Annotated in this window: 23 protein-coding genes; 13 read left to right on the top strand and 10 right to left on the bottom strand. The window is 63.5% G+C overall.

Translation table 11 applies throughout. The annotated features are described in order from the left end of the window. Window positions 1–18 precede the first annotated feature (18 nt). The gene (purB, locus tag IGS55_RS24060; protein WP_070220631.1) at window positions 19–1,398 is read right to left on the bottom strand and encodes an adenylosuccinate lyase; all 1,380 of its coding nucleotides are present in this window, start codon (window positions 1,396–1,398) and stop codon (window positions 19–21) included. Window positions 1,399–1,673: 275 nt separating this feature from the next. Here purB and IGS55_RS24065 point away from each other — a divergent pair, with 275 nt between their 5' ends. The 5 genes from IGS55_RS24065 (at window position 1,674) to IGS55_RS24085 (ending at window position 9,131) form a co-directional block, all read left to right on the top strand. Beyond that, a complete protein-coding gene (locus IGS55_RS24065) occupies window positions 1,674–2,288 on the top strand; it encodes a glutathione S-transferase N-terminal domain-containing protein (protein WP_152250657.1) in 615 nt (204 codons plus the stop codon). A gap of 7 nt (window positions 2,289–2,295) precedes the next feature. Beyond that, window positions 2,296–3,324: a LacI family DNA-binding transcriptional regulator gene (locus tag IGS55_RS24070; protein ID WP_230518238.1), complete on the top strand. Its 1,029-nt coding sequence runs from the start codon at window positions 2,296–2,298 to the stop codon at window positions 3,322–3,324. 309 nt (window positions 3,325–3,633) lie between these two features. After that, a complete protein-coding gene (locus IGS55_RS24075; RefSeq protein WP_230518237.1) occupies window positions 3,634–5,928 on the top strand; it encodes a TonB-dependent receptor in 2,295 nt (764 codons plus the stop codon). Window positions 5,929–5,943: 15 nt separating this feature from the next. Beyond that, window positions 5,944–7,806, top strand: a complete 1,863-nt coding sequence (locus IGS55_RS24080; protein WP_230518236.1) for an alpha-amylase family glycosyl hydrolase — start codon at window positions 5,944–5,946, stop codon at window positions 7,804–7,806. Continuing rightward, entirely contained in the window at window positions 7,803–9,131 is a 1,329-nt protein-coding gene (locus IGS55_RS24085; protein ID WP_230518235.1) for an MFS transporter, read from the top strand. The genes IGS55_RS24080 and IGS55_RS24085 overlap by 4 nt, the downstream gene beginning before the upstream one ends. Window positions 9,132–9,185: 54 nt before the next feature. On the opposite strand, the gene bfr is transcribed toward IGS55_RS24085, so the two are convergent. Beyond that, window positions 9,186–9,662: a bacterioferritin gene (bfr, locus tag IGS55_RS24090; RefSeq protein ID WP_065307050.1), complete on the bottom strand. Its 477-nt coding sequence runs from the start codon at window positions 9,660–9,662 to the stop codon at window positions 9,186–9,188. 421 nt (window positions 9,663–10,083) lie between these two features. Here bfr and IGS55_RS24095 point away from each other — a divergent pair, with 421 nt between their 5' ends. Then, entirely contained in the window at window positions 10,084–10,764 is a 681-nt protein-coding gene (locus IGS55_RS24095) for a Fe2+-dependent dioxygenase (protein WP_230518234.1), read from the top strand. Between the two features lie 219 nt (window positions 10,765–10,983). On the opposite strand, the gene IGS55_RS24100 is transcribed toward IGS55_RS24095, so the two are convergent. Then, window positions 10,984–11,685: an energy transducer TonB gene (locus IGS55_RS24100; RefSeq protein ID WP_051990857.1), complete on the bottom strand. Its 702-nt coding sequence runs from the start codon at window positions 11,683–11,685 to the stop codon at window positions 10,984–10,986. A 16-nt stretch (window positions 11,686–11,701) separates the two neighbouring features. Then, on the bottom strand, window positions 11,702–11,917 hold the full coding sequence (locus IGS55_RS24105; RefSeq protein ID WP_034745611.1) for a (2Fe-2S)-binding protein: 216 nt from the start codon (window positions 11,915–11,917) through the stop codon (window positions 11,702–11,704). A 413-nt stretch (window positions 11,918–12,330) separates the two neighbouring features. Here IGS55_RS24105 and IGS55_RS24110 point away from each other — a divergent pair, with 413 nt between their 5' ends. The 4 genes from IGS55_RS24110 to IGS55_RS24125 all read left to right on the top strand — a co-directional run bounded on the left by IGS55_RS24110 (window position 12,331) and on the right by IGS55_RS24125 (window position 15,036). Further along, a complete protein-coding gene (locus tag IGS55_RS24110) occupies window positions 12,331–12,615 on the top strand; it encodes a FeoA family protein (protein WP_230518233.1) in 285 nt (94 codons plus the stop codon). Window positions 12,616–12,617: 2 nt separating this feature from the next. After that, on the top strand, window positions 12,618–14,519 hold the full coding sequence (feoB, locus tag IGS55_RS24115) for a ferrous iron transporter B (RefSeq protein WP_230518232.1): 1,902 nt from the start codon (window positions 12,618–12,620) through the stop codon (window positions 14,517–14,519). Between the two features lie 9 nt (window positions 14,520–14,528). Continuing rightward, complete coding sequence (locus tag IGS55_RS24120) at window positions 14,529–14,804, top strand: hypothetical protein (protein WP_230518231.1); 276 nt, start codon at window positions 14,529–14,531, stop codon at window positions 14,802–14,804. 70 nt (window positions 14,805–14,874) lie between these two features. Next, window positions 14,875–15,036, top strand: coding sequence for a hypothetical protein (locus IGS55_RS24125; RefSeq protein WP_176390074.1), 162 nt, complete (start codon window positions 14,875–14,877; stop codon window positions 15,034–15,036). A 50-nt stretch (window positions 15,037–15,086) separates the two neighbouring features. Here the strand turns inward: IGS55_RS24125 and nagZ are convergent, their stop codons facing one another. From nagZ to IGS55_RS24145, 4 genes are all read right to left on the bottom strand, one after another. Further along, complete coding sequence (gene nagZ, locus IGS55_RS24130) at window positions 15,087–16,628, bottom strand: beta-N-acetylhexosaminidase (protein WP_230518230.1); 1,542 nt, start codon at window positions 16,626–16,628, stop codon at window positions 15,087–15,089. A 170-nt stretch (window positions 16,629–16,798) separates the two neighbouring features. Continuing rightward, the gene (locus IGS55_RS24135) at window positions 16,799–18,409 is read right to left on the bottom strand and encodes an FMN-binding glutamate synthase family protein (RefSeq protein WP_230518229.1); all 1,611 of its coding nucleotides are present in this window, start codon (window positions 18,407–18,409) and stop codon (window positions 16,799–16,801) included. A 102-nt stretch (window positions 18,410–18,511) separates the two neighbouring features. Continuing rightward, the gene (locus tag IGS55_RS24140; protein ID WP_230518228.1) at window positions 18,512–19,525 is read right to left on the bottom strand and encodes a M48 family metallopeptidase; all 1,014 of its coding nucleotides are present in this window, start codon (window positions 19,523–19,525) and stop codon (window positions 18,512–18,514) included. 1 nt (window position 19,526) lies between these two features. Next, the gene (locus IGS55_RS24145; protein ID WP_230518227.1) at window positions 19,527–20,579 is read right to left on the bottom strand and encodes a YjgN family protein; all 1,053 of its coding nucleotides are present in this window, start codon (window positions 20,577–20,579) and stop codon (window positions 19,527–19,529) included. 165 nt (window positions 20,580–20,744) lie between these two features. Between IGS55_RS24145 and IGS55_RS24150 the strand changes: the two genes are divergently transcribed. From IGS55_RS24150 to IGS55_RS24160, 3 genes are all read left to right on the top strand, one after another. Beyond that, a complete protein-coding gene (locus IGS55_RS24150) occupies window positions 20,745–21,416 on the top strand; it encodes a glutathione S-transferase (protein WP_128141681.1) in 672 nt (223 codons plus the stop codon). A gap of 71 nt (window positions 21,417–21,487) precedes the next feature. Continuing rightward, a complete protein-coding gene (locus IGS55_RS24155; protein WP_166446543.1) occupies window positions 21,488–22,261 on the top strand; it encodes a 5'-3' exonuclease in 774 nt (257 codons plus the stop codon). A 146-nt stretch (window positions 22,262–22,407) separates the two neighbouring features. Beyond that, window positions 22,408–22,815: a response regulator gene (locus IGS55_RS24160; protein ID WP_086144753.1), complete on the top strand. Its 408-nt coding sequence runs from the start codon at window positions 22,408–22,410 to the stop codon at window positions 22,813–22,815. A 155-nt stretch (window positions 22,816–22,970) separates the two neighbouring features. On the opposite strand, the gene mnmA is transcribed toward IGS55_RS24160, so the two are convergent. Together mnmA and IGS55_RS24170 are read right to left on the bottom strand one after the other, a co-directional pair. Continuing rightward, window positions 22,971–24,086 (bottom strand): tRNA 2-thiouridine(34) synthase MnmA, encoded by a 1,116-nt coding sequence (gene mnmA, locus IGS55_RS24165; protein ID WP_230518226.1) that lies wholly within the window; start codon window positions 24,084–24,086, stop codon window positions 22,971–22,973. A 42-nt stretch (window positions 24,087–24,128) separates the two neighbouring features. Continuing rightward, entirely contained in the window at window positions 24,129–24,608 is a 480-nt protein-coding gene (locus IGS55_RS24170) for an NUDIX hydrolase (protein ID WP_034745637.1), read from the bottom strand. Between the last annotated feature and the right edge of the window lie 136 nt (window positions 24,609–24,744).

Below are 24,744 nucleotides of genomic sequence, written 5' to 3' on the forward strand. Positions count from 1 at the left end.
TCCCCATGTGGAAACTGCTTAGATGGCTTTGGCCAATTGCGCGGCGATGCCGATGTAGTTGCCTGGCGTCATGGTCAACAGCACGTCCTTGGCATCCTGCGGAATGGCCAGGCCATTGACGAAGGTTTGCAGCGCTTCTTTCGAGATGCCCTTGCCGCGCGTCAGCTCTTTCAGCTGCTCGTACGGGTTTTCGATGCCATAGCGGCGCATCACGGTTTGTACGGGCTCGGCCAGCACTTCCCAGGTCGCGTCCAGGTCTTGCGCCAGGCGCGCGTGGTTCACTTCCAGCTTGTTCAGGCCGCGCAGGCAGCTGTCATAGGCGAGCAGGGTGTAGCCCAGGCCCACGCCGATATTGCGCAGCACGGTCGAATCGGTCAGGTCGCGCTGCATGCGCGAGACGGGCAGTTTTTCCGACAGGTGTTTCAAGACGGCGTTGGCCAGGCCCAGGTTGCCTTCCGAGTTTTCGAAGTCGATCGGGTTGACCTTGTGCGGCATGGTCGACGAACCGATTTCGCCCGCTTTCAGCTTTTGCTTGAAATAGCCCAGCGAGACATACGTCCAGATGTCGCGGTTCAGGTCCAGCAGGATCGTGTTGGCGCGCGCGAAGGCGTCGAACAGTTCGGCCATGTAGTCGTGCGGCTCGATCTGGATGGTGTACGGATTGAAGACCAGGCCCAGGCGCTGTTCGATGACGGCCTGCGAGAATGCGGGCCAGTCGAAGCCGGGATAGGCCGACAGGTGGGCGTTGTAGTTGCCGACGGCGCCATTCATCTTGCCGAGGATTTCCACTTGCGCGATGCGTTTCACGGCGCGCTGCAAGCGGGCCACGACGTTGGCGAATTCCTTGCCCAGGGTGGTCGGGCTGGCCGTCTGGCCGTGCGTGCGCGACAGCATCGGCACGTCGGCATTGTCGTGCGCGATCTGCGTCAGCTTGGCCACCAGGCCGTTCAATGCCGGCAGCATCACGCCATCGCGCGCGGCTTTCAGCATCATGCCGTGCGAGGTGTTGTTGATGTCTTCCGAGGTACAGGCGAAATGGATGAATTCCGACGCCGCCACCAGTTCCGGCACGTCCGCCACTTGTTCCTTGAGCCAGTACTCGACCGCCTTGACGTCATGGTTGGTCACCGCTTCGATGGCCTTGATGCGGGCCGCGTCGGCTTCCGAGAAGTCGGCCGCCATCTTGTCGAGCAGGGCGCTCGCTTCGGCCGAGAACGGCTTGATTTCAGCGAAACCGGCTTGCGACAGCGCTTGCAGCCAGGAGATTTCCACTTTCACGCGGTGGTGCATGAAACCGGCTTCGGACAGGATCGGGCGCAGCAGATCGGTCTTGCTGGCGTAGCGGCCATCGAGCGGAGACAGGGCCGACAGCGTGGAATACGGAGTAGTAGAAGTCATGAGAGCGGACGCAAGTTAAAGAAACGGTTGGCGTGTGGCGCGCGGGGAGGGTAGGAATTGCAATACAGCAACACTGGCGGCGCCACAGTAAAGGACGATTTTACCACCGCTGGCCGCTGGCCAGCCGTCCATCGGGCGCCGGCGCACCGCATTCGGGCCGAATCCGGCCCCGATGCGGCATGCCTGCCACACCATGGAGACGGCTGGGCGCGTGCCGCCAAACACCGCTGCCGCCGATGCTATACTGCTTGCTGATCCTTCACCTTAAAGTAGCTATGAAACTGATCGGTTCCCTCGCCAGCCCGTATGTCCGCAAAGCCCGTATCGTGCTGGCGGAAAAAAAGCTCGACTATGTCTTCGAGCTGGAAAACGTGTGGGTGCCGGAAACCCGCATCGCCCAGGCCAATCCCCTGGGCAAGGTACCCTGCCTGGTGATGGAGGATGGCAGCACCTTGATCGATTCGAAAGTCATCGTCGAATACCTCGACACGCTCACGCCCGTCTGTAAACTGCTGCCGGCCGGCGGCAATGGCCGCGAGCGGGCCGATATCAAGAACTGGGAAGCGCTGGCCGACGGCATCCTCGACGCGGGCGTGCTGGTGCGCCTGGAGCGCACGCAGCGCCCGCCCGAGCAGCAAAGCGCGGCCTGGATCGCGCGCCAGCTGGAAAAAGTCACCCTGGGCCTGGCGGCGCTGGAAGCACGCCTGGGCGAGAGCGCCTATTGCGCCGGCAAGAACTACACCTTGGCCGACGTGGCCGTGGGCTGCGCCCTGGGCTGGCTCAGCTTCCGCTTCCCGGAAATCGACTGGCGCGCGGATCACCCGGCGCTGGCGCGGCTGTTCGACAAATTGTCCGAGCGCCCATCGTTCAAGGACACCGCGCCGCAGTGAGCGCACGATGACCGGCAACGATTCGAAGGCGCAGCAACGCCTGCAGATGGCCGATATCGCCCGCCTGGCCGGCGTGTCCACGTCGACCGTGTCGCGTGCGTTGAGCGGCAGTTCGCTGGTCAATGAAGAGACGCGCGCGCGCGTCATCGCGCTGGCCCGTTCGCTCAAGTATTCCATCAATATCGGCGCGCAAAACCTGCGCCTGAAACAGAACCGCACGGTGGGCGTGGTGGTGCCGTATGACGCGGCCACGCGCCAGCACCTGTCCGATCCTTTTTTCCTCAGCATGCTGGGCAGCCTGGCCGATGCGCTGACGGAGCAGGGCTTCGACATGCTCATTTCGCGCGTGGATGCGGAAACGCTCGATGCGGCCGCCCTGTCCTTCGACAGCGGCCGCGTGATCGGCATCATCCTGATCGGCCAGTGGCGCCACCATGAACAACTGAACCAGCTGGCCGCGCGCCAGGTGCCCATCGTCGTGTGGGGCGCGCAATTGCCGCAGCAGCTGTATTGCACCGTCGGCGGCGATAACGTCGCCGGCGGCAGGCTGGCCACGGAACATTTGCTGGCGGCGGGGCGCCGGCGCATCGCCTTCTTTGGCGACGCCAAGCTGCCCGAAGTGGCGCAGCGCCACCAGGGCTATGCGCAGGCGCTGGCCGCGCAAGGGCTGTCGCCCGACCCGCAACTGTACGTGGCCGGCTCCTTCCTGCCACAGGGCGGTGCGACGGACGTGCAGGAACTGCTGGACCGCCAGTTGCCGTTCGACGCCATCTTTGCCTGCAGCGACTTGCTCGCCATGAGCGCCATCAACGCCCTGCGCGCGCGCGGCGTGGCCGTGCCGGAACAGGTGGCCGTGGTTGGCTACGACGATATCGAACTGGCCGCGTATTTCCATCCGCCGCTGACCACCGTACGCCAGCCGATCCGCGCCGCCGGACGCGCGCTGGTGGCTTCGCTGCTGGCGCTGGTCGATGGCGCGCCCGCGCCATCGCAGCAATTGCCAACCGAGCTGATCGTACGTGCCTCGGGCCGCTGAAACGCATTGGCAGGCATTACAACCGATTGCAATCATTTCAAATTTATCCGTGAATTTTCATGCTGCATAGCAGCATGAAAAAGCCTGAGATCACGTCGATCCCCGCCTGTTTCCGTCTACCTCGCCCGTAATATTCCCTTAAAAACAACAACATTTCCATGTTGCAGCGCTCTATTGCAATCGATTGCAATAAATTCTTATTCGTTCAATAATGGCGTACCGGCTCAGCCAGCGCGCCACGGCATGCGGCGGCCAGTACCCATAACAAGCGGATACCTCGATGTATCGGCATACAACACTGGAGACAAAATGAACGCACGTACTGCTCAACGCGGCTGCATGGCCGCAGCCGTCGCCCTGGCCATGCTGCAACTGGGTGCCGCCCACGCGCAATCGGCCGCCGACACCGCCAGCGCCGCTCCCGCCGATGGCCTGAACCTGGAACGCATCGTGGTCACGGGCACCACCGGCGGCACGTCCAAAATGAAATCGAGCAATTCCGTCAGCAGCATGGAACTCGATACCATCCTGCACAACGCACCGACCAGCGCCGCTGAAGTCCTGCGCTCGGTGCCGGGCTTGCGGGCCGAATCCTCGGGCGGCGAAGGCAATGCCAACATCACCGTGCGCGGCCTGCCCATTTCCGCCGGCGGCGCGCGCTATGTGCAGATCCAGGAAGACGGCTTGCCCGTGCTGCAGTTCGGCGACTTCAACTTCACGACGCCCGACAGCTTCGTCAAGATCGATTCCACGCTCGACCACCTGGAAGTGGTGCGCGGCGGTTCGGCCTCCACCCTGGCCACCAATTCGCCGGGCGGCATCATCAACTTCATCAGCAAGAATGGCAAGGAGAAGGGCGGCAGCGTGGCCCTCAGCCGCGGCCTGGGCTATGACCAGACGCGTGTCGATTTTGATTATGGCGCGCCGGTTTCGGAACGCACGCGCTTCTTCATCGGCGGCTCCTGGCGCACGGGCGAAGGCATCCGCCACAGTGGCGTGAACAGCGAAAAGGGTGGCCAGATCCGCGGCAATGTCACGCATGAATTCGACAGCGGCTTCGTGCGCCTGTCGTTCAAGCACCTCGAGGACCAGTCGCCCACGGCCTTGCCCGTGCCGGTCAGCGTGCGCAATGGCCGCATCGGGGAAATCGCCGGCATCGACCCGCGCAAGGCCAGTTTCTATTCGCCGTACTGGGTGCCCGACATGGTGCTGAACAAGGATAACCAGCGCGTGGCCACCCGCGTCAACGACGGCTTGCACGTGAAAAGCGATACCGTGGGCCTGGAAGCGTCGTTCAAGCTGGGGCAGGGCTGGAGCGTGAGCGAAAACTTCCGCTACGCCGACAATTCGGGGCGCTTCATCGGCGTCTTTCCGTCGAATAACGGCAGCGACGGCAGCTATGTGTTTGCCAGCGGCCCGAACCAGGGCAAGCCCTACACGGGCCGCGCGTTTTCCGCCGTGGTGTTCAACACTTCGATCGACGACGCCAGCAATACCCTGAGCGACACCAAGCTGGCCAAGACGTTTGTGCTCGACAGCGGCAAGCTGACCACCACGGCCGGCCTGTATTTGTCGCAGCAAAAGCTGGGCCTGACCTGGAACTTCAATGAATACCTGATGCAGGCCACGGGCGACCGGCCGGCGCTGCTGCAAACGGCGAGCGGCACGCCAGGCTACATCGGCCCGGCCTTCGGCGCCTGCTGCTCGCGCGCCGTCGACATGGAATACCGCACGACGTCACCGTATCTGAACCTGGCCTGGGAAAGCGGCGCGCTGAATCTCGACGGCGGCCTGCGGCGCGACCGCCAGCATGCGAGCGGCACGGCCAACCAGGCCACCGGCGCGCAAGCGTATCTGCCGTCGACGGTGCAGCAGGTCGACTACACGCTGGGCCACACCTCGTACTCGCTGGGCGCGAACTACAAGCTGCAAGCGAACCTGGCCGTGTTTGCCCGCGTCAGCGAAGGCGTGGCCTTCAATGCCGACCGCATCCTGTTCGGCACACCGCTCGATGGCAGCGTGCCCGTGGCGATCAACACCGTGCGCCAGCTCGAAGGCGGCGTGAAATGGCGGCGCGGCCCCCTGAGCACCTTCGTCACCGTGTTCCAGGCCAAGACGAAGGAAAGCAATTACGAAGCGACCACCCAGCTGCGCACGGCCAACAGCTATGAGGCGAAGGGCGTGGAGCTGGAAGCGGCCTACAGCGCGGGCGACTTCCGCATCAATGGCGGCCTGACGTTCACGGATGCCGAGATCACGGGCACGGCGGCGGCCGACGTGGCGCTGATCGGCAATACGCCGCGGCGCCAGGCGCGTGTCGTCTACCAGATCGCGCCCACCTATGAATGGGGGCAGGCTACCCTGGGCGCCAGCCTGGTCGGCACGGGCAAGTCGTGGGGCGACGATGCGCACACGATCACTTTGCCCGCCTACCAGGTGCTCAACGCCTTCGTCAATTACCAGCTCACGCCGCAGATGCAGGTGGCGCTGACGGCGAACAATCTGCTCGACAAGATCGGTTATACGGAAGTCGAGGGCGACGGCCATGCGGCCCGCTCGATCACGGGGCGCGCCGTCAAGGTCAGCCTGAAATACGCATTTTAAGCAAGGATAGGATTCATGATGTCGATACGCAGCCCCCTGGCGCGCCTGCTCGCGCCGCTCCCCACGCACTTGCGCGACGATGCTGCGCGCCGTTATGCGCGCCAGGAGGCGGTCTTGCTCGACCGCCTGGGCAGCCTGTATGGCCAGCGGCCGGACTTCCTGCCCTGGCTGGGCGACCTGATGGAAAGCGTGGGGCGGCTGTACGCGGCACGCGCGCCCGAACTGCGGCGGCAGGATGCGCAGCGCGAAGCGCAGCCGGACTGGTTTGCCAGCCAGTCCATGCTCGGCTACAGCGCGTATGTGCAGCGCTTCGGCGGCAACCTGCAGGGCGTGGCGGCGCGCATTGCCCACCTGCGCGAACTGGGCGTGACGTATCTGCACCTGCTGCCGTTCTTGCGCCCGCGCGCCGGCGAAAGCGATGGCGGCTTTGCCGTCGCCAGCTTCGAGGAAGTCGATCCCGCGCTGGGCAGCAATGCCGACTTGCTGGCGTTGACGGCGCAGCTGCGCGCGGCCGGCATCAGCCTGTGCTCGGACCTGATCCTCAACCACGTGGCCGACGACCATGCGTGGGCGCTGGGCGCCAAGGCCGGCGATCCGCTGCTGCGCGATTTTTTCCACACCTATCCCGACCGTGTGCAGCCGGACCGCTACGAGCGCACCGTGGGCCAGGTCTTCCCGCAGGCGGCGCCCGGCAATTTCACCTTCGTGCCGGAGCTCCAGCGCTGGGTCTGGACCACGTTTTATCCGTACCAGTGGGATTTGAATTACGCCAATCCGGCCGTCTTCGCGGCCATGGCTGGCGCCATGCTGGGCCTGGCCAACAAGGGCATCGAAGTGTTCCGCCTCGATTCGACGGCCTTCCTGTGGAAGCGCGAAGGTAGCGATTGCATGAACCAGCCCGAAGCCCACAGCCTGCTGCAGGCGTTGCGCGCGATCGCCGCCATCGTCGCGCCGGGCGTGCTGCTCAAGGCCGAAGCCATCGTGCCCACGCCCAAGCTGCCCGCCTACTTTGGCAGCGATGCGGCGCCCGAATGCCATATCGCCTATCACAGCAGCCTGATGGCCGCCGGCTGGGGCGCGCTGGCCGAGGAAAGCACGGACTTGCTGCAGCAGGTGATCGCCGCCACGCCGCCGCTGCCGCCGGACGCCAGCTGGCTCAGTTATGTGCGCTGCCACGACGACATCGGCTGGAACGTGCTGCTCAACGAAGCGGGCGCGAACGGACCGGCGCGCCTGGCGCGCATCGCGCAGTTTTTTGCCGGTGCACCCGGCAGCTATGCGCGCGGCGCCGCCTTCCAGAGCAGCAGCGCCGACAAGGCGCATGGCAGCAACGGCATGGCCGCCTCGCTGGCCGGGCTGGAAAGCGCCGCCACGGTGCAGGAGCAGGAATACGCGTTGCGGCGCCTGCTGCTGCTGCATGGCCTGGCCTTGAGCTTTGGCGCCTTGCCCGTGCTGTACATGGGCGATGAACTGGGCATGACGAACGATCACAGCTACACGCAGCGGGCCGACAGGGCGATGGACAGCCGCTGGCTGCAGCGTCCCGCGTTCGACGACAGCCTGCTGGCATGGCGCCACGATGGCGTGAGCGCCAGCGGCCGGCTGTACCTGGCGCTGCGCCAGCTGGTCGACGTGCGCCGGCGCTTGCCGGCCCTGGCCGCCGCCGCGCCACGCAGCGTGCTGCCCGCCGATACCCCGGCCGTGCTGGCGCTGCTGCGCGGCGACGCGTTCCTCAACCTGAGCAACTTCAGCGGCGCCAGCCAGCGCTACACTTTACCGGCAGGCGAATGGCGCAACAGCCTCGATGGCAGCGTGCTGGCCGGCACGGTGGGCTTGCAGCCCTGGCATATGCTGTGGTTGGAAAGGGACGCGGCATGAGCGACGCCGGCGCGCACCGTCCGCATCTGTCGTTCTGGCAGATCGTCAACATGAATGTCGGTTTTTTCGGCATCCAGTTCAGTTTTGGGCTGCAGCAAAGCAGCATGAGCCCCATCTACAAATACCTGGGCGCCGACGAGGCGAGCCTGCCCTACCTGTGGCTGGCCGGCCCCATGACGGGGCTGCTCGTGCAACCGCTGATCGGCGCCATGAGCGACCGCACGGTGACGCGCTGGGGCCGCCGCACGCCGTACTTCCTGATCGGCGCCATCCTGTGCAGCCTGGGCCTGCTGGCCATGCCGTTCAGTCCCACTCTGTGGATGGCCGCCAGCCTGCTGTGGATACTCGACGCGGCCAACAATGTGACGATGGAGCCCTACCGCGCCTTTGTCAGCGACAAGCTCGACAAGAAGCAGCACTCGCTGGGTTTTCTCACGCAAAGCGCGTTTACGGGGCTGGGGCAGACGCTGGCCTATCTGACGCCGTCGCTGCTCGTCATGCTGGGCATGAACAAGGATGCCGTCAACGGCAGCCATATCCCGCACATCGTCATCGCTGCCTTCCTGATCGGCGCCGTGTTTTCGCTCGCCTCGGTGCTGTGGACCCTGAAGACGACGCCGGAAAACCCGCTCACGGCGGCCGAACTGGCGGCCATCCGCAGCCGTCCGCCGGGCTGGCGCCACACGCTGTCCGATATCGGCGCGGCCCTGCGCGACATGCCGCCGACGATGAAGCAGCTGGCCCTCGTCAACCTGTTCCAGTGGTACGCCCTGTTCTGCTACTGGCAGTACATCGCGCTGTCGCTGGCGGCCACGCTGTTTCACACGACGGACCCCGCGTCGCAAGGTTTTCGCGATGCTGGCTTGCTGAACGGGCAGGTGGGCGCCTTCTACAATTTCGTCGCCTTTGTCGCGGCCTTTGCGCTGGTGCCGTTCACGCGCCGCTTCGGTCCCAAGCGCATGCACAGCCTGTGCCTGTGCGCGGCCGGCGTGGGCATGCTGAGCATCCCGCTGATCCACAGCCCGGCGCTGCTGTTGCTGCCGATGCTGGGCGTGGGCCTGGCCTGGGCCAGTATCATGGGCAATCCCTACATCATGCTGGCCGGCTGCATCCCGCCCGAGCGCACGGGCGTCTACATGGGCATTTTCAATATGTTCATCGTCATCCCGATGATCATCCAGATTTTCACCTTGCCCCTGTATTACCGCAGCTGGCTGGGCGGCAATCCGGAGAATGTCATCCGGCTGGCCGGCGCCCTGTTGCTGTGCGCGGCGGTGGCCGTGCTGTTCGTCAAGCTGCGCCCGCCGCAGACCGGCAAGGCTTGACGGCAGGCGTAAAAAAACCGGCAAGCCTGCCGGTTTTTTGTTGGGTGCTGCAGATTATTCTTCCACGGCCATTTGGCTCTGGAGATAATTCTGCAGGCCGATCTTGGCGATCAGGTCGATCTGCGTTTCGAGCCAGTCGATATGCTCTTCCGTGTCTTCCAGGATCATCAGGAACAGGTCGCGCGAGACGTAGTCGCCCGCTTTTTCGCTGATGGCGATGCCTTCCTTGACGGTGGCGTGCGCGGCGCGTTCCAGCTTCAAATCGCATTCCAGCATTTCCGGCGTGTTCTCGCCGATCAGCAGCTTGTGCAGCGCTTGCAGGTTAGGCAGGCCGTCGAGCATCAGGATGCGGTCGATCAGCTTGTCGGCATGTTTCATTTCGCCGATCGATTCTTCGTATTCCTTCTTGCCCAGCTTTTCCAGGCCCCAGTGCTTGTACATGCGCGCATGCAGGAAGTACTGGTTGATGGCCGACAGTTCGTTGGTGAGCTGTGCGTTGAGCATGCGGATGACTTCTTTATCGCCCTTCATGGGATTTCCTTTGTTCTGTATTGCGTTCGATGATGAAACCGCAGGCTGCTGGCGTTCACTGCCGGGTGGCGTTGGCTGCCTGGTGGCGCGCAGGTTGCCGGTTTCGCTATGCCCGCATGATAGCGCAAAATGCCGGCGATTTCCGGTGCTAAACGGCATTTTTCCGTCTTTTTAACGTAAATATCGTGCGAATAAAACCCATTCTCAAGTGGATTCCGTGATTGCGCCGTTTTTTATTTGTTAAGGAAAATGAAGGCCATTCTCATTCGCGTTTCCGGCGCTGTTTTGCCGCCGCTGGCGCGCGTGCATGGCCGGGCTGAAAAGGCGGGAAATGTTCGTCCGTTCTTGCTTTTGTGCCTTCTTGGCCGGCGCCGGCGATGCGATAATCGGGCAGCGATATTTACTGAAAAAGGATAGCAAGATGATGCTGCATATACCCGGCGTGCTGACGCCGGAACAGGTGACGCAGTTTCGCCAGCGCCTGGCGCAGACGGACTGGGTCGATGGGCGCGCCAGCGTCGGGGCGCAAGGCGCGCAAGTCAAGCGCAACCGCCAGCTGGCCGAAGGTTCGCCGCTGGCGCTGGAACTGGGCGAGATCGTCAGCCGCGCGCTGATGGCCAATCCGCTGTTCTTTGCCGCCGTGCTGCCGCTGCGCATCCTGCCGCCCTTCTTCAACAGCTATGCGGGCGGCGAGCACTATGGCCTGCATATCGATGGCGCCATCCGCACGCCGAAAAACGGCATGCAATCGATGCGCGCGGACGTCTCGTCGACCGTGTTCCTGAGCGAGCCGGATGAATACGAAGGCGGCGAGCTGGTGGTGGTCGATGCGTATGGCACGCATGAAGTGAAACTGCCGGCCGGCGACGTGATCGTGTATCCGTCGAGCAGCGTGCATCAGGTGCTGCCCGTCACCAGCGGCGAGCGTATCTGCTCCTTCCTGTGGACGCAAAGCATGGTGCGCGAAGACTGGAAACGCAGCATGCTGTTCGAGCTCGATCAGAACATCCAGAGCGTGCGCGCGGAGCATGGCGACTCGCCGGCGACGGTGGGGCTGACGGGGCATTATCACAATCTGCTGCGGATGTGGGCGGAGATATAAGGCTGGGGTCAGACCCCCGGTGAAGTTGGCGCTGAACCTTGCGTTGGCGGTGTTGAGGGTCTGACCCCATAGCGGGCAAAAAAAAGTCTGCCTGGCCCGGGGATGTAGGCTGGCAGACTGAAACAAGCAAATCGCTTGACTAAAAAGGGCGCAAAAAAGCAAGCAGGGCACAGGGTGCGGTGCTTGCGGGCTGGCAGCGGCCCAAGGGCCGCCGGAAGGCTAGCTCAGTTGGAAGGTCAGCGGTACTAAAACGTAGACGGGTACGGGCTTGCCGTTTTCGATCATCGGCTTGAACAGCGCGCGCTGGGCGGCCTGGCGGCCCGCTTCATCGAGGTTGTTGTAACCGGTCGATTTCTGGATCAGGATTTGCTCGGGCAAGCCTTTTTCATTGATCAGGATGCGCAGCACGACGGTGCCGCTTTCGCCCAGGCGGCGCGACAGATTCGGGTAGATCAGTTGCGGCGCCTTGATGTATTCGACGCTGCTGACGGTGCGCGGCGTCGAAGGCGCCGGTGGCGTCGGCGACGGTGCCGCTGGCGCTGTTGGTGCGGCGGTGGCGACAGGTGCCGCTTCGGCGCGCGTCGGCTGCGGCGGCGTGATCGTCGGTTCGCTCGGCGCCACGGCGATCAGCGGCAGCGGCGGGATCACGGCGCGCGGCACGGGCGCGCTCAGTTCCACGGTTTTCGGTACGGACGGCGCCGGCGGTTTCGGCGGTGCCGGCGGGGCGATGATGCTGATGGTCGTGATGGTCGGCATGGCCGCCGTGACGACGCGGCTCAGCAGACCGCTCTGGATGGCGTAAAAGCCGGCGATATGCAGGACGACGATGGCCATCAGCGGCGCGAATTTGTTGCGCTTCTTGTCGAAGTCGGCAAATTGCTGCACGGCCTGCACCGTTACGGGCGGGGGCATCATCGTCATGGCATTCATCGCTTTCTTAGTTTGTCAGTACAGCTCGCATCAATACGGTTTCTTGCAACGCCACGGTGGCGTTCAGGTGATCGTTCAGCACTTCCCGCGCGCAGGTGTGGCATTTGCCGCAACAGGTGGCCACGCCCAGGTCGCGGCGCAGTTCAGCCATGCTGGACAGGCCAAGATCGACGGCTTGACGGATTTCACGATCAGATATGTTGTTGCAGACACATACAATCATTGATACACCTTCTGGCTGGAGGATGAACAGACACTAGTGCTTGGAGGCATTGTTGCTAGTGTTTTAATGAGAATCATTATCATTACGTTTCATTGTCGCGCAAAGTGCGGGACAATGCAAGCGATTTTGATCAAGTGTGCGGCAGTTGGCGGCCTGGCGCGGCGCATCGATATGCCATTTTTTCGGATGGCGCAGCCCTTGATGGGGGCGGCTCTCCGGGCTAAATAAAAACTATTCGCATTCATGTTTATAATGCTGGTATTGTCTCGGACGGTCGCCGTCCGGACATATTGAAAGGCCGCTTGTCGGTAATGCGCAACAGTTGCGTTTTACCTCACAACACCCACGTCAAACACGATGCGCCACGCGCAGCAGTCTGTCCCCGGTGTTCTTAATTTGAACGGAATTTGCTCATGACTCTAGTTCCACCCATGATGACGCTCGACGCTCTGGCCGTTGGCCAGAGCGGCACGGTGTTGCATATCACGCCCCACGCGGCAGGACAGACGGAGGACGGCGTCGACCTCGTCCGCCGCTTGATGGAGCTGGGATTCGTTCCCGGCGAACGCATCCGCATGCTCAAGCGCGGCATTCCCGGCGGCGATCCGCTGGCCATCAAGGTGGGGAATGCCACGTTCGCACTGCGCCGCTTCGAAGCGGCGCTGATTACGATTCAACCGCTGCTTCAACCGGAATGACCATGGGTGCTGTCGAAACGATCGTCGATGCGGGCGTGCACAAGCCGCCGCATCAGCCACAAATTGCCTTGCTGGGCAATCCGAACTGCGGCAAGACCGCCCTGTTCAACCGTTTGACGGGCGCGCGCCAGAAAGTGGCGAACTACGCCGGCGTGACCATCGAGCGCAAGGAAGGCCATTTCACGTCGCCAAACGGCAAGCCCGTGCGCGTGCTCGACCTGCCGGGCGCCTACAGCCTGTCGGCCACCACGCCCGATGAAGCCATCACGCGCGACGTGGTGGGCGGCTTGCGCCGCGGCGACCCGCGTCCGGACGCCATCATCTGCGTCGTCGACGCCACCAATTTGCGCCTGAATTTGCGCCTGGTGCTGGAAGTCAAGCGCCTGGGCCTGCCCATGCTGCTGGCGCTGAACATGACGGACGTGGCGCGCAAGCGCGGCATGCTGATCGACACGGCCAGGCTGTCGCAGGAACTGGGCATGCCCGTGGTGGAAACCATCGCGGTGCAGCACGATGGCGAAAAAGCCCTGCTCGAGGCCATCGACGCCATGCTGCCGCTGCCGGCCGTGGAAGCGAAACCGCTGGCGGCCATCGATGCCGTCAGCGTCGAAGAAACGCAGCGCGAAGTGCGCCGCATCCTGGCCGCCGTCAGCAACGACACGCGCGACAGCGGCAACCTGACGGAAAAGATCGACGACGTGGTGCTGCATCCCGTCTTCGGCCCCATCATCCTGGCCGTGCTGATGTTCCTGATCTTCCAGGCCGTGTTTGCCTGGGCCGCCACGCCGATGGAAATGATCACCGATGGCGTGGGTCACCTGGGCGCCGTGCTGACGGCGAACATGCCTGACGGCCACCTGAAAAGCTTGCTGGTGGAAGGCATCATCGGCGGCGTCGGCAGCGTGCTGGTCTTCCTGCCGCAGATCCTGATTTTGTTCTTCTTCATTCTGAGCCTGGAAGACTGCGGCTACCTGCCGCGCGCGGCCTTTTTGCTGGACCGCATGATGGGCGGCGTGGGCCTGTCGGGCCGCGCCTTCATCCCGCTGCTGTCGAGCTTTGCCTGCGCCATTCCCGGCGTGATGGCGGCGCGCACCATCCAGAATCCGCGCGACCGCCTGGTCACCATCATGATCGCGCCGCTGATGACGTGTTCGGCGCGCCTGCCCGTGTATGCGCTGATCATCGCCGCCTTCATTCCGGAACGCCAGGTGTGGGGCTATTTGAGCCTGCAAGGCCTGGTGCTGTTCGTGCTGTACTTTGCCGGCATCATCTCGGCCATGGCCGTGGCCTGGGTCATGAAGCGCAGCATGGGTGTGCGCGGCAACCAGCCGCTGCTGCTGGAACTGCCCGCCTATCACTGGCCGCATTTGCGCAATCTGGCCGTCAGCCTGTGGGAGCGCGCGAAGATCTTCCTCACGCGCGTCGGCACCATCATCCTGAGCCTGATGATCATCCTGTGGTTCCTCAGCACCTTCCCCGGCCCGCCGGACAACGCGATCTATCCGCCGATCTACTACAGCCTGGCCGGCATCCTGGGCCGCGGCCTGGAAGTGATCTTCGCGCCGATCGGTTTCAACTGGCAGATCTGCATCGCGCTGGTGCCGGGCATGGCGGCGCGCGAAGTGGCCGTCGGCGCCCTGGGCACCGTGTACGCGCTGTCGCAAACGGGCGACGCGCTGGCCACCACGCTGGAGCCGCTGATCGCCCATTCGTGGTCGATGGCCACGGCGCTGTCCCTGCTGGCCTGGTATGTATTCGCGCCGCAGTGCCTGTCGACCCTCTCCGTGGTGAAACGCGAGACGGGCGGCTGGCGCTATCCGCTGCTGATGGCCGGCTACATGTTCGCCCTGGCGTATGCCGCCTCGTTCATCACGTACCGCATCGCCCTGATGCTGGGCGCTTAGGAGAAAAGCATGTGGCAAACCCTCATCGTCGCCCTGATCGTGGCAGCCGCGCTGCTGCATTTTTCGACCAAGTACCTGCCGGCGGGCGTGCGCCGCGCCATCGTGCGTGGCCTGGTGCGCTGCGGCCTCGATGAGGCGAAGATGTCGACCCTCTTCAAGGTGGCGCCCGGTTGCGGCAGCGGCTGCGGTTCCTGCGGCTCCTGCGACAGCCCGCCGCCGCCGTCAGCCACGCCACCGGCCGACGGCAGCAGCAAGCGCGTGATCCTGATGCAGGTGCAGCGCTAGGGTCAACGCCGGAGTAGCCACGGGCGCGCCCGTGGGCTACACTGAGCTTTACGCATGGCAAGGAGCGGCAATGGCGATACTGTTGATCTTCATGTTTCTGTTTGCGGTCGCCACCTGGCTGCTCGCCAGCCGGCGCGGCCGCCACGGGGGCCTCTGGTTCGGCATCGGCCTGTTCCTCGGACCGTTTGCCTTGCTGGCGGTGGCGGCGCTGCCGCCCGTTGCGCCAACCTGAATGAAAAAAAACCCGCGCATGCGGGTTTTTTTACGTCTGTAACGCTGCGCTTACGCCTTGCCCGCCAGCTTGTCGACGACCGGCACCAGCGCGGCCGGGCGGCAGCCGAAGGCGGCCAGGCGGCCTTGCGCGTCGGGCGCCAGGTCCAGGTCATACGGCAAACGGCCCGCCACCAGCCACAGTCTGTCGTGCGGCAGGGCTTCGACCAGGCGGCGCTGGCCGTCGACGAACATGGCGTTATACGTTTGCAGTACGATCTGCCGCGCGCCTTGCGCAAAGGCGATGGCCTCATTGACTTCGTCGTCCAGCGCCTCGGCCGACAAGGCATATTCGCGCACGTCCAGACCCGCTTCGAGCAGCGCCGGCAGCATCGAGCTGCGCGCTTCCTTGTTGCGGCCCAGCGCCACTTCGTCGATTTCGCTGCGCGAGCGCACTTCCACCGTCAGCAGGGTCACGGGCAGGCTGGCGTCGAGTGGGCGGTAGTCGCCCTGCACGCGCAAGGCGGCCTTTTGCAGCAGCTGCGACAGGGCCATGGCGGCCGGCTGCATCAGCGCCGGCGGGGCGACGGGGCGTTCGCGCCAGTCGCGCACGGCGCGGTTGCGCTTGAGCTCCGCCACGCGCGCGCAAGCCGCGTCGATGCGGGCGATGGAGATGTCGCCGCGCTCCACGGCGGCGATGACGGCGTCGATGGCCGCCGTCTGCTGCGCTTCGCGGTGCGAAATGAGGACGATGTCGGCGCCCGCCTGCAAGGTGGCGATGGCGCCCTGGGCGATGCCGATGCCGTCGGCAATCGCCGCCATTTCCAGGCAGTCGGTGATGACGACGCCCTGGTATTTCAACTCGCCGCGCAGCAGGTCCGTCAGCACGCCTTTCGACAGGGTGGCCGGCACGCTGGTATCGGCCTCGAAAGCGGGGAAGACCACGTGCGCCGTCATGATGGCATCCACGCCGCCGGCAATGGCCGCGCGGAACGGCGCCAGTTCCACGGCGCGCAGGCGTTCCTTGTCGTGCGGGACCAGGGCCATGGCGTAATGCGTGTCGGTGGCCGTGTCGCCGTGGCCGGGGAAGTGCTTGGCCGTCACGGCCACGCCGCTGGCGCGCTGGCCGCGCATGGCCGCCATGCCGTAGTCGATGACGGTGGCGGCATCCTCGCCATACGCGCGTACGCCGATGACGGGGTTGTTGCGGTTGTTGTTTACGTCCAGCACGGGGGCGAGCAGCATATTGATGCCCACCTGGCGCATTTCATCGCCGCTGATCTGGTTCATGCGTTCGCAGTCGTCGATGGAGCCGGCCGCCTGGAAAGCCATCGCCGCGGGAATCGGTGTGACGCCCTGTTCGATGCGCATCACCATGCCGCCTTCCTGGTCGATGGAGATCAGCAGCGGCGTGTCGGACACTTCCGCGTTGATCTCCTGCAGTTCGCGGCACAGGGCTGATACTTGCGCGGGCGTGTGCACGTTGCGGCGGAACAGGATCACGCCGCCCACCTTCTTGTCGCGTATCAAGGTCTTGATATGCTCGTCCGCCTGCAGGGCGTCGAAGCCCACCATGAATAGCTGTCCTACTTTCTCGCGCAAACCCTGTTCCATGCTGCAACTCCTCCGGTATTCATTCTGATGACGACAAGTCCGTATTCTGGCCCCTGGTGACGCATCTGGACAATCACCGGAAAAGCTGCCTTTTTTTGGTATTGTATTGGATTTGGATATTTGCGCAAGTGGTTATTAAGTGGTATTGCTCCACTTGCGCAAAGGCCGCATCAATCGAGGCGCTGGAACGAGGCCGATTGCGCCTTGGGCCAGTACAGGCCGAACACGGGCGGCAGTTGCGGCAGTTGGCTCGGGTCGAGCAATTGGCCCGCTTCCAGGAACGGCAGCAGGGCCGACGCCAGTTTCACCTGGTTCGGCGAAATGCGCCGCACCAGGTGGTGCGGACGCAGTTCCTGCGGGTGCGCGAGGCCGGCGGCGGCGATCAGTTCGGCCAGCGCCTTCATGGTGTTCTGGTGGAAGTGCGCCACGCGGGCGATCTTGTCGGGCACTACCAGCGCGCGCTGGCGCCGCGGGTCTTGCGTGGCCACGCCCGTGGGGCAGCGGTCCGTGTGGCAGCTTTGCGACTGGATGCAGCCCAGCGCGAACATGAAGCCGCGCGCCGAATTGCACCAGTCGGCGCCCAGCGCCAGCAGGCGGGCGATGTCGAAGGCCGTGATGATCTTGCCCGAGCAGCCGATCTTGATCTTCGCGCGCAGGTTGGCGCCCACCAGGGTGTTATGCACGAGCACCAGCGCTTCCTGCAGCGGCGTGCCCACGTGGTCCGTGAATTCCAGGGGCGCGGCGCCCGTGCCGCCTTCGCTGCCGTCGACGACGATGAAGTCGGGCGTGATGCCCGTTTCCAGCATGGCTTTCACGATGGCGAAGAACTCCCACGGATGGCCGATGGCCAGCTTGAAGCCCGTCGGCTTGCCGCCGGAGAGCGTGCGCAGGCGGTCGATAAAGTGCAGCATTTCCAGTGGCGTGGAAAAGGCGCTGTGCGCCGCCGGCGAAACGCAATCCTCGCCCACCATCACGCCGCGCGTGGTGGCGATCTCGATCGTTACTTTCGGGCCCGGCAGCACGCCGCCGTGGCCTGGTTTGGCGCCTTGCGACATCTTCAGCTCGATCATTTTCACCTGCTCGGAGCTGGCGTTGGCGATGAAGCGTTCCTCGGAAAACGTGCCGTCCTGGTTGCGGCAGCCGAAGTAGCCGGAGCCGATTTCCCACACCAGGTCGCCCCCGTTTTCGCGGTGATAGGGGCTGATGCTGCCTTCGCCCGTGTCGTGCATGAAGCCGCCGCTGCGCGCGCCGCCGTTCAGGGCCAGGATGGCGTTGGCCGACAGGGCGCCAAAGCTCATCGCCGAGATATTGAAGACGCTGGCCGAGTACGGCTTGGCGCGCGGGCAGTCCGGATGGTTGCCGATCTCGATGCGGAAATCGTGGCCCGTCACCTTGGCGGGAGCGATGGAATGGTTGATCCATTCATAGCCCGCTGCATACACGTCGAGCTGGGTGCCGAACGGACGCTTGTCCGTCTGCTCCTTGGCGCGCTGGTAGACGATGCTGCGCTGGCTGCGCGAGAACGGCGTCGCTTCGCTGTCGCTTTCCAGGAAATACTGGCGGATTTCGGGGCGGATACTTTCGAAGAAAAAACGGAAATGCGCGAGGATGGGGTAGTTGCGGCGCAGGGCGCGCTTCGTTTGCAGCAGGTCGCTGATGCCGACCAGGGTCAGGGCACCGGCCAGCAGGGGCAGCCAGTAATGATCGTAGTAAAACAGGGACAGGACAAAGATGGCTGCCGTCGCAATGAAGGTCAGGTAGCGAAATGGTACTAGGTGCATGGGCACTCCGGTGAAGTCAGGCTGATACAGCCGAGTCTACCTTCGATTCGCCGAACGTGCTGGAGGGAAAGAACGCGGCGCCCGGTGGACGCCGCGTGAGGGTTAGCGCTGGGCCGCTCTGATGCGCTCGACCCGTTCGGCGCTGGCCGGATGGCTCGACAGGTAGGGCGTGCCGTGATCCAGCTTGCCCAAGGCGACGAACACTTGCGCCAGGTGTTCCAGTGGAATAGCGTTCTGGCGCAGCATGGCGATCGCGTAGTCGTCCGCCTCGCGCTCGACGTCGCGCGAATACTTCAAGTCCAGCAGCAGCGGCGGCAAGGTCGCCACCACGGTCGACACGTCGCCGAACAGCAGCGCCGCGCCGGCGCCGACGGCCGAGGTCTGGATGATGCGGCGCGTCAGGTGGCGCTGCTGCAAATGGCCCAGTTCATGCGCCAGCACGCCCATGATGGCGTCGTCGTCCGGCATCAGTTCCACCATTTCATCGGTCAGCACGATGTCGCCCGACGGCAGGGCGAACGCGTTCGGACCGATCTTGCTTTTGCGGAAGACGATGCGGTGCTCGGGCGTGCTGTCGCCGGGCGTGGCCAGGCGCGCGAACCGGGCGCGCAAGGCTTGCTGGCGTGCGTCAGCGAGCTTGCTTGCCTCAAACACGTGTTCGTCGAGGAAATCGAGCACGCCCTGGCCCAGCTTGCGCTCGACGGACTGGGGAATCGCATACGCGACCCCCTTCGCCACTACCGGCAGCAGGTACTGATAGCTGAGCCACAGGGCCAGCACCGTGGCGACCGTGGCCAGCAGGGCGCCGCGCCAGCTTTGCTGCAGCCGCACGACCCAGCCGTCGCGGTGGCCCGTCTCATGCAGCACCTCGTTGAAGGCCGCCTGGTCGGCGATTTCCAGGTAGGCGCCGTCGGGAAAGCTGACCTTGCGCACGGCATGGCTGCTGCGTTCGGACACGTGCAGCTCGCCCAGCGGGCAGCTGCGCTCGATATCGCCGGCCAGCACGGCCACGCCATCGCGCACGCTGAGCGTGACGTGGTACAGGCGCGAGGTCTGGCCGTCGAAATAGCGCGCGGGCACGGGAGCCGCGCCCGGCGCTTGATGGTCGAGCGTCATGCTACAGCGACAGGTCGAAGTCCAGCAGGTCGACCATGCCTTCGCCCGTGGCCGACACTTGCTCGCCGGTGGCGGCGACAAAGGCGTCCAGGCTGCCGTGCACCAGCATTGACGTCGCTTCCAGGCGGTACTTCAGCCAGCGCACGTGGGCGAATGGCGAAAACAGGCCGAGGGTGACGACGATGCCCAGCAGGTTGGTCAGCATGATGAAGGTGGTGCGGCCCCAAGTCAGCTGTGACTGGAACTGGTGCTGCTGCAGGCGCGTGTGGTTCCAGATCAGGTTCTGGATCATGGTCAGGAACAGCGGCAGCACGATAAAGGCCCAGGCATACAGGGCGGCCACGGCGCCGAAGATGCTGCCGGCCTTGGTGACATCGTTGGCATCGGCGGCAAACGTGGCGAAGACGCTGGCGAAGACGACAAAGATCAGGACCAGGAAACCGGCCAGCAGCAGGGCGAAGAACAGCAAATAGGTTTTGTAGAAGCTGCCGACCGAGGCGTCGAAGCTGAAGTTGCTGCTGCCGAAGCGGCTTTGCGTGTGCTGGAAGCGCTTCAGGCGCTGGTGCAGGAACGGCGTCATCAGGCCAGCCGTGAAGGTGTTCAGGATGGGCAGCCACAGGAAGTATTTGTAGGCTTCTTTGGCGCTGCCGTCAAAGCCGAAGCGGATGCCGCGGTAGCTGGTGTTGTACAGCTTGAATTGCAGGCTTTTCCACACCAGCCATGGCAGCACGGCCATCATCAGCACGAGCATGATCAGGCCGACGATGGGCGAGATCTGGAAGGCGATGTTGTAGCCGCCGATCAGCACGACGGCCGCGATGCGGCCCTTCAGGATGGCGACGGCATTGCCGTGGTATTCGAAGCTGCTGCCAGCCAGGTGGGTGCTGGAATAGAAATAGCGGTTGCGGCGCACCTTGGCCCAGGCGGAATAAATGCCCAGGGTGACGATGCTCAGCAGCAGGTTGACGATCCAGATTCGGAAGTATTCGCTGCCCGTGGCGCTGAAGGTAATGGCTTCGCGCTGGGGCGTGGTGTTGTTGGTATCGAAATCCACAGGGGGTTTCCTTACTTATTGGAAACAAAACAAGATAAGGGAATACTGAAAAGTTATCAATTGAAAATACTGTTTTTCGCAATTATTTTTGCAGATCCCCTTGCGCCGCCCCGAACCGGCCGTCCCGGCTATACTGGAACTCAACCATCGCCTAACGGGAAAACCATGATCGTCGTCCACCATCTGAACAATTCGCGCTCGCAGCGCGTGCTCTGGCTGCTCGAGGAACTGGGCCTCGACTACGAGGTCAAGCGCTACCAGCGCGACCCGAAAACCATGCTGGCGCCCGCCTCGCTGAAGGCCGTCCATCCGCTGGGCAAGTCGCCCGTGATCACGGATGGCGCCAACACCATCGCCGAATCGGGCGCCATCATCGAGTACCTGGTCGAGCGCTACGGCAATGGCCGCTTGATCCCGGCGGCGGGCACGCCGGAGAAGCTGCGCTGGACCTACTGGCTGCATTTCGCGGAAGGCTCGGCCATGCCGCCGCTGCTGATGAAGCTGGTGTTCGACAAGGTCGAATCGTCGCCGATGCCGTTTTTCGTGAAACCCATCGCGCGCGGCATCGCCAGCAAGGTCAAGAGCAGCTTCATCCTGCCCAATATCAACAGCCAGCTGGCCTACATGGAAGCGGAGCTCGAGAACAGCAAATGGTTTGCCGGCAATGAATTCACGGCGGCCGACATCCAGATGAGCTTTCCGCTGGAAGCGGCCGCCATGCGCGGTGGACTCGACGAGCGCCTGCCGAAGCTGACGGCGTTCCTGCAGCGCATCCATGCGCGGCCGGCCTACCAGCGGGCGCTCGAACGGGGCGGGCCCTACGATTTCGCCAAATGAAGGGCATTCAAGGGCTATGTGCGGGGAACCATACGGTAAAATGACCGATTCAACCAGTATCCATTTACCGCATGGCCAGACTCCTCGCTATCGACGGCTTGAATATCGTACGCCGCGTCTACGAAGCCAGTCCTGAACCCGATTCCGACCTGAAGGCGGAGATCGCGCTGCGCCATGCGCTGTCGTCGTTCCGCACGCTCATCAACGATCACGAGCCGACGCACATCCTGCCGGCCTTCGATTTCGGCGGCCCCACCTGGCGCCACGCTCTGTATGCCGGTTACCGCGAGGGGCGCCAGCCCATGCCGCAGGTGCTGCGCGACGCCTTGCCCGGCTTTTACGCCACCTTGGCCAGCTTCGGCATGCACGTGGTCAGCATTCCCGAGGTCGAGGCCGACGACGTGATCGGCACGGCCGTCATGCGCTGGCTGCACGAGGGGCGCGGCGCAGCCGTCATCGCCACCACCGACAAGGATTTGCACGGCTTGATCGCGCACGGCGCGCTCGTGTGGGACCACTTCAAGGGCATCTGGCACGACCACGCCTGGGTCGAGAAAAAATTCGGCGTGCCGCCGGAATTGCTGCCCGACCTGCTGGCGCTGATGGGCGACGTCACCGACAGCATCCCCGGCGTGTCGAAGATCGGCCTGAAGACGGGCGCAAAACTGTTGCGCGCCTACGGCAATATCGACGCCGTGATGGCCGGCGCGGGCATTTTGCCCGGTGCGCTCGGTGAAAGCCTGCGAAAAGAGCGGGAAATACTGTATCTTTCAAGAAAGTTAGTCGCGCTCAAGACGGATGTCACGTTGGGCGTCACCTGGAACAAGCTGGCGTGGGAAAAGTAGAGCGCCCCAAAAAAGCTCATGGCGTTGTTGCCTTGCCTCGTCGTACATTCGTACTGCCTTCGGCAACGCGCCTAGCCCTGAGCATTTTGATGGGCGCTCTCTGAGTGGAACTCGCAATAGAAAATCAAGCAAGGAAAGCAATCATGATGTTAAAGACAGTCCTGATCGATAGCAGCGCCGTGGCGCGCGGCCTGCTGAACACGGTCCTGACCGATGGCGGCTACGATGTCTGCGGGCAGACGCATACGAGCGCGCTGGGGCTGGCGCTGCTGGTCAAGCACCACCCGCATTTCGTCTGCATCGCGCGCGAGCAGGTGGAAGACGGGACCAACGTGGTGCAAACCATCCGCGCCCAGTATCCGAAGACGCTCATTTTCATGGTCTCGGGCGGCATCGACGCCGCTTCGCTGCAGGCGGCCCACGCCATGGGCGTGTCGGGTTTCATCGTGAAACCGTTCATGGCCGATACGGTCCTGAAAACCGTGCGCAATACGGTGATCGCCATGGTGCGCAAGCAGCAGCAGGCGCTTGCCGCCGCTGCGAAAGACACCTGATAAAATCTACTGCGCGTCGCGATTTGCGGCCGGCGATGCTCACTGTACTAAAGTACAGCTGCGCTTCTCGGCCACAACTCACTGTCGCTCGCTACGATTTTCTCAGGTGTTGTTATTGAGTTGGATTGGTAAAAATCTACTTAACCAAGCTAACTTTAGGCCAGGCCCGTCGCGCTGGCGATGATGCCGCCGCCGAGGCACACGTCGCCGTCGTACAGCACGGCCGACTGGCCCGGCGTGACGGCCCATTGCGCCTGGTCGAAGGCCAGGCCAAAGTGTTCATTTCCATCCGGCAGCAGCTGGCACGCCACGTCGGCCTGGCGGTAGCGCGTCTTGGCGCTCAAGGCGCCCGCTTGCGGCGCCGTGCCGGCTACCCAGCTGGCCTGGTCGGCTGTCAAGGCGGGCGACAGCAGCCACGGGTGGTCATGACCCTGCACCACCCACAGGGTGTTGTTGGCGATATCCTTGCGCGCCACATACCAGGCGTCGCTGCTGCCGTCCGCGTTCTGGTACGACTTCACGCCGCCGATGCCGATGCCCTTGCGCTGTCCCAGGGTATAAAAACTCAGTCCCACGTGTTCGCCCACCGTCTTGCCGTCGGCCGTTTTCATCGGGCCCGGCTTGTACGACAGGTAGCGGTTCAAAAATTCGCGGAACGGGCGCTCGCCGATAAAGCAGATGCCCGTCGAATCCTTCTTTTGCGCGTTCGGCAGCGCCAGTTTTTCGGCGATCTGGCGCACTTGCGTCTTCGGGATTTCACCCAGGGGGAATAAAGTTTTAGACAACTGCGCCTGGTTCAACCGGTGCAGGAAGTAGCTTTGGTCCTTGCTGGCGTCGACGGCTTTCAGCAGTTCATAACGGCCCGCGTCGGTCGGTGCCTGGCGCACGCGCGCGTAGTGGCCGGTGGCGATCAGGTCGGCACCCAGGGTCATGGCGTGGTCAAGAAAGGCCTTGAACTTGATTTCGGCGTTGCACAGCACGTCCGGGTTCGGCGTGCGGCCGGCCTGGTATTCGCGCAGGAAATCGGCGAATACGCGGTCCTTGTATTCGGAGGCAAAATTGACGGCTTCGATATCGACGCCGATGACGTCGGCCACGCTGGCCGCGTCGATCCAGTCCTGGCGCGTGGAGCAGTATTCCGAATCGTCGTCATCTTCCCAGTTTTTCATGAACAGGCCGATGACTTCATAGCCTTGTTCCTTCAGCATCCATGCCGCGACCGAGGAATCGACCCCGCCCGACATGCCGATAACGACTTTCTTCTTGCTCATCTTGCTTTCCAGTGTACTTTAATAATATGGCAATGCGTATTGCTATGCGCTATTGAAAACGGACGCATGCGTGTGCAGCAGGGCCAGAGGCGCGCGCCGGCCAGCCAGGTATTCGTCCACGCACTGCAGCACCAGCGGGCTGCGGTGGCGCTCCTGGCAGGCCGCCAGCTCGTCGCGCGTCATCCACAGGGTGCGGATGATGCCTTCGTCCAGCGGGCGGTCGTGCTCGGCGCCAGCCGTGCCGCAAAAGGTGAAGCGCAGATAGGTCACGTCCTCGCCCGTGCGCAACGACTGATAGCGCGACATGTACATGCCGACCAGTGCCGTGGGGATGAAATCGTAGGCCGCTTCTTCCAGCGTTTCGCGGATCACCGCTTGTTCCAGCGACTCGAACGGGTCGAGGTGGCCAGCCGGTTGATTGATCTTGATGCCTTCGCTGGTCTCTTCTTCAATCAGTAAAAACAGGCCGTCGCGTTCGACGATGGCGGCAACGGTGACAGAGGGTTTCCAGATTCTCGGCATGATTCCATCCTTGAAAGAGCCGACATTTTATCTTGTTCTGCGCGCGCGGTTTGAAGCCGGCCTTTTGTTGCGCGGACATATTGATAAATGACAACGTTTTAGCAAATAGCGGTGGGAGGTACTTACGTCTTTCCCG

It is taken from the genome of Janthinobacterium sp. EB271-G4-3-2 (assembly GCF_020858035.1).
Lineage (GTDB): Bacteria > Pseudomonadota > Gammaproteobacteria > Burkholderiales > Burkholderiaceae_D > Janthinobacterium > Janthinobacterium aestuarii.

Coding starts and splice junctions, on each gene's coding strand:
- purB (WP_070220631.1), bottom strand. CDS start 1,398: ATGACTTCTACTACTCCGTATTCCACGCTGTCGGCCCTGTCTCCGCTC.
- IGS55_RS24065 (WP_152250657.1), top strand. CDS start 1,674: ATGAAACTGATCGGTTCCCTCGCCAGCCCGTATGTCCGCAAAGCCCGT.
- IGS55_RS24070 (WP_230518238.1), top strand. CDS start 2,296: ATGACCGGCAACGATTCGAAGGCGCAGCAACGCCTGCAGATGGCCGAT.
- IGS55_RS24075 (WP_230518237.1), top strand. CDS start 3,634: ATGAACGCACGTACTGCTCAACGCGGCTGCATGGCCGCAGCCGTCGCC.
- IGS55_RS24080 (WP_230518236.1), top strand. CDS start 5,944: ATGATGTCGATACGCAGCCCCCTGGCGCGCCTGCTCGCGCCGCTCCCC.
- IGS55_RS24085 (WP_230518235.1), top strand. CDS start 7,803: ATGAGCGACGCCGGCGCGCACCGTCCGCATCTGTCGTTCTGGCAGATC.
- bfr (WP_065307050.1), bottom strand. CDS start 9,662: ATGAAGGGCGATAAAGAAGTCATCCGCATGCTCAACGCACAGCTCACC.
- IGS55_RS24095 (WP_230518234.1), top strand. CDS start 10,084: ATGATGCTGCATATACCCGGCGTGCTGACGCCGGAACAGGTGACGCAG.
- IGS55_RS24100 (WP_051990857.1), bottom strand. CDS start 11,685: ATGACGATGATGCCCCCGCCCGTAACGGTGCAGGCCGTGCAGCAATTT.
- IGS55_RS24105 (WP_034745611.1), bottom strand. CDS start 11,917: ATGATTGTATGTGTCTGCAACAACATATCTGATCGTGAAATCCGTCAA.
- IGS55_RS24110 (WP_230518233.1), top strand. CDS start 12,331: ATGACTCTAGTTCCACCCATGATGACGCTCGACGCTCTGGCCGTTGGC.
- feoB (WP_230518232.1), top strand. CDS start 12,618: ATGGGTGCTGTCGAAACGATCGTCGATGCGGGCGTGCACAAGCCGCCG.
- IGS55_RS24120 (WP_230518231.1), top strand. CDS start 14,529: ATGTGGCAAACCCTCATCGTCGCCCTGATCGTGGCAGCCGCGCTGCTG.
- IGS55_RS24125 (WP_176390074.1), top strand. CDS start 14,875: ATGGCGATACTGTTGATCTTCATGTTTCTGTTTGCGGTCGCCACCTGG.
- nagZ (WP_230518230.1), bottom strand. CDS start 16,628: ATGGAACAGGGTTTGCGCGAGAAAGTAGGACAGCTATTCATGGTGGGC.
- IGS55_RS24135 (WP_230518229.1), bottom strand. CDS start 18,409: ATGCACCTAGTACCATTTCGCTACCTGACCTTCATTGCGACGGCAGCC.
- IGS55_RS24140 (WP_230518228.1), bottom strand. CDS start 19,525: ATGACGCTCGACCATCAAGCGCCGGGCGCGGCTCCCGTGCCCGCGCGC.
- IGS55_RS24150 (WP_128141681.1), top strand. CDS start 20,745: ATGATCGTCGTCCACCATCTGAACAATTCGCGCTCGCAGCGCGTGCTC.
- IGS55_RS24155 (WP_166446543.1), top strand. CDS start 21,488: ATGGCCAGACTCCTCGCTATCGACGGCTTGAATATCGTACGCCGCGTC.
- IGS55_RS24160 (WP_086144753.1), top strand. CDS start 22,408: ATGTTAAAGACAGTCCTGATCGATAGCAGCGCCGTGGCGCGCGGCCTG.
- mnmA (WP_230518226.1), bottom strand. CDS start 24,086: ATGAGCAAGAAGAAAGTCGTTATCGGCATGTCGGGCGGGGTCGATTCC.
- IGS55_RS24170 (WP_034745637.1), bottom strand. CDS start 24,608: ATGCCGAGAATCTGGAAACCCTCTGTCACCGTTGCCGCCATCGTCGAA.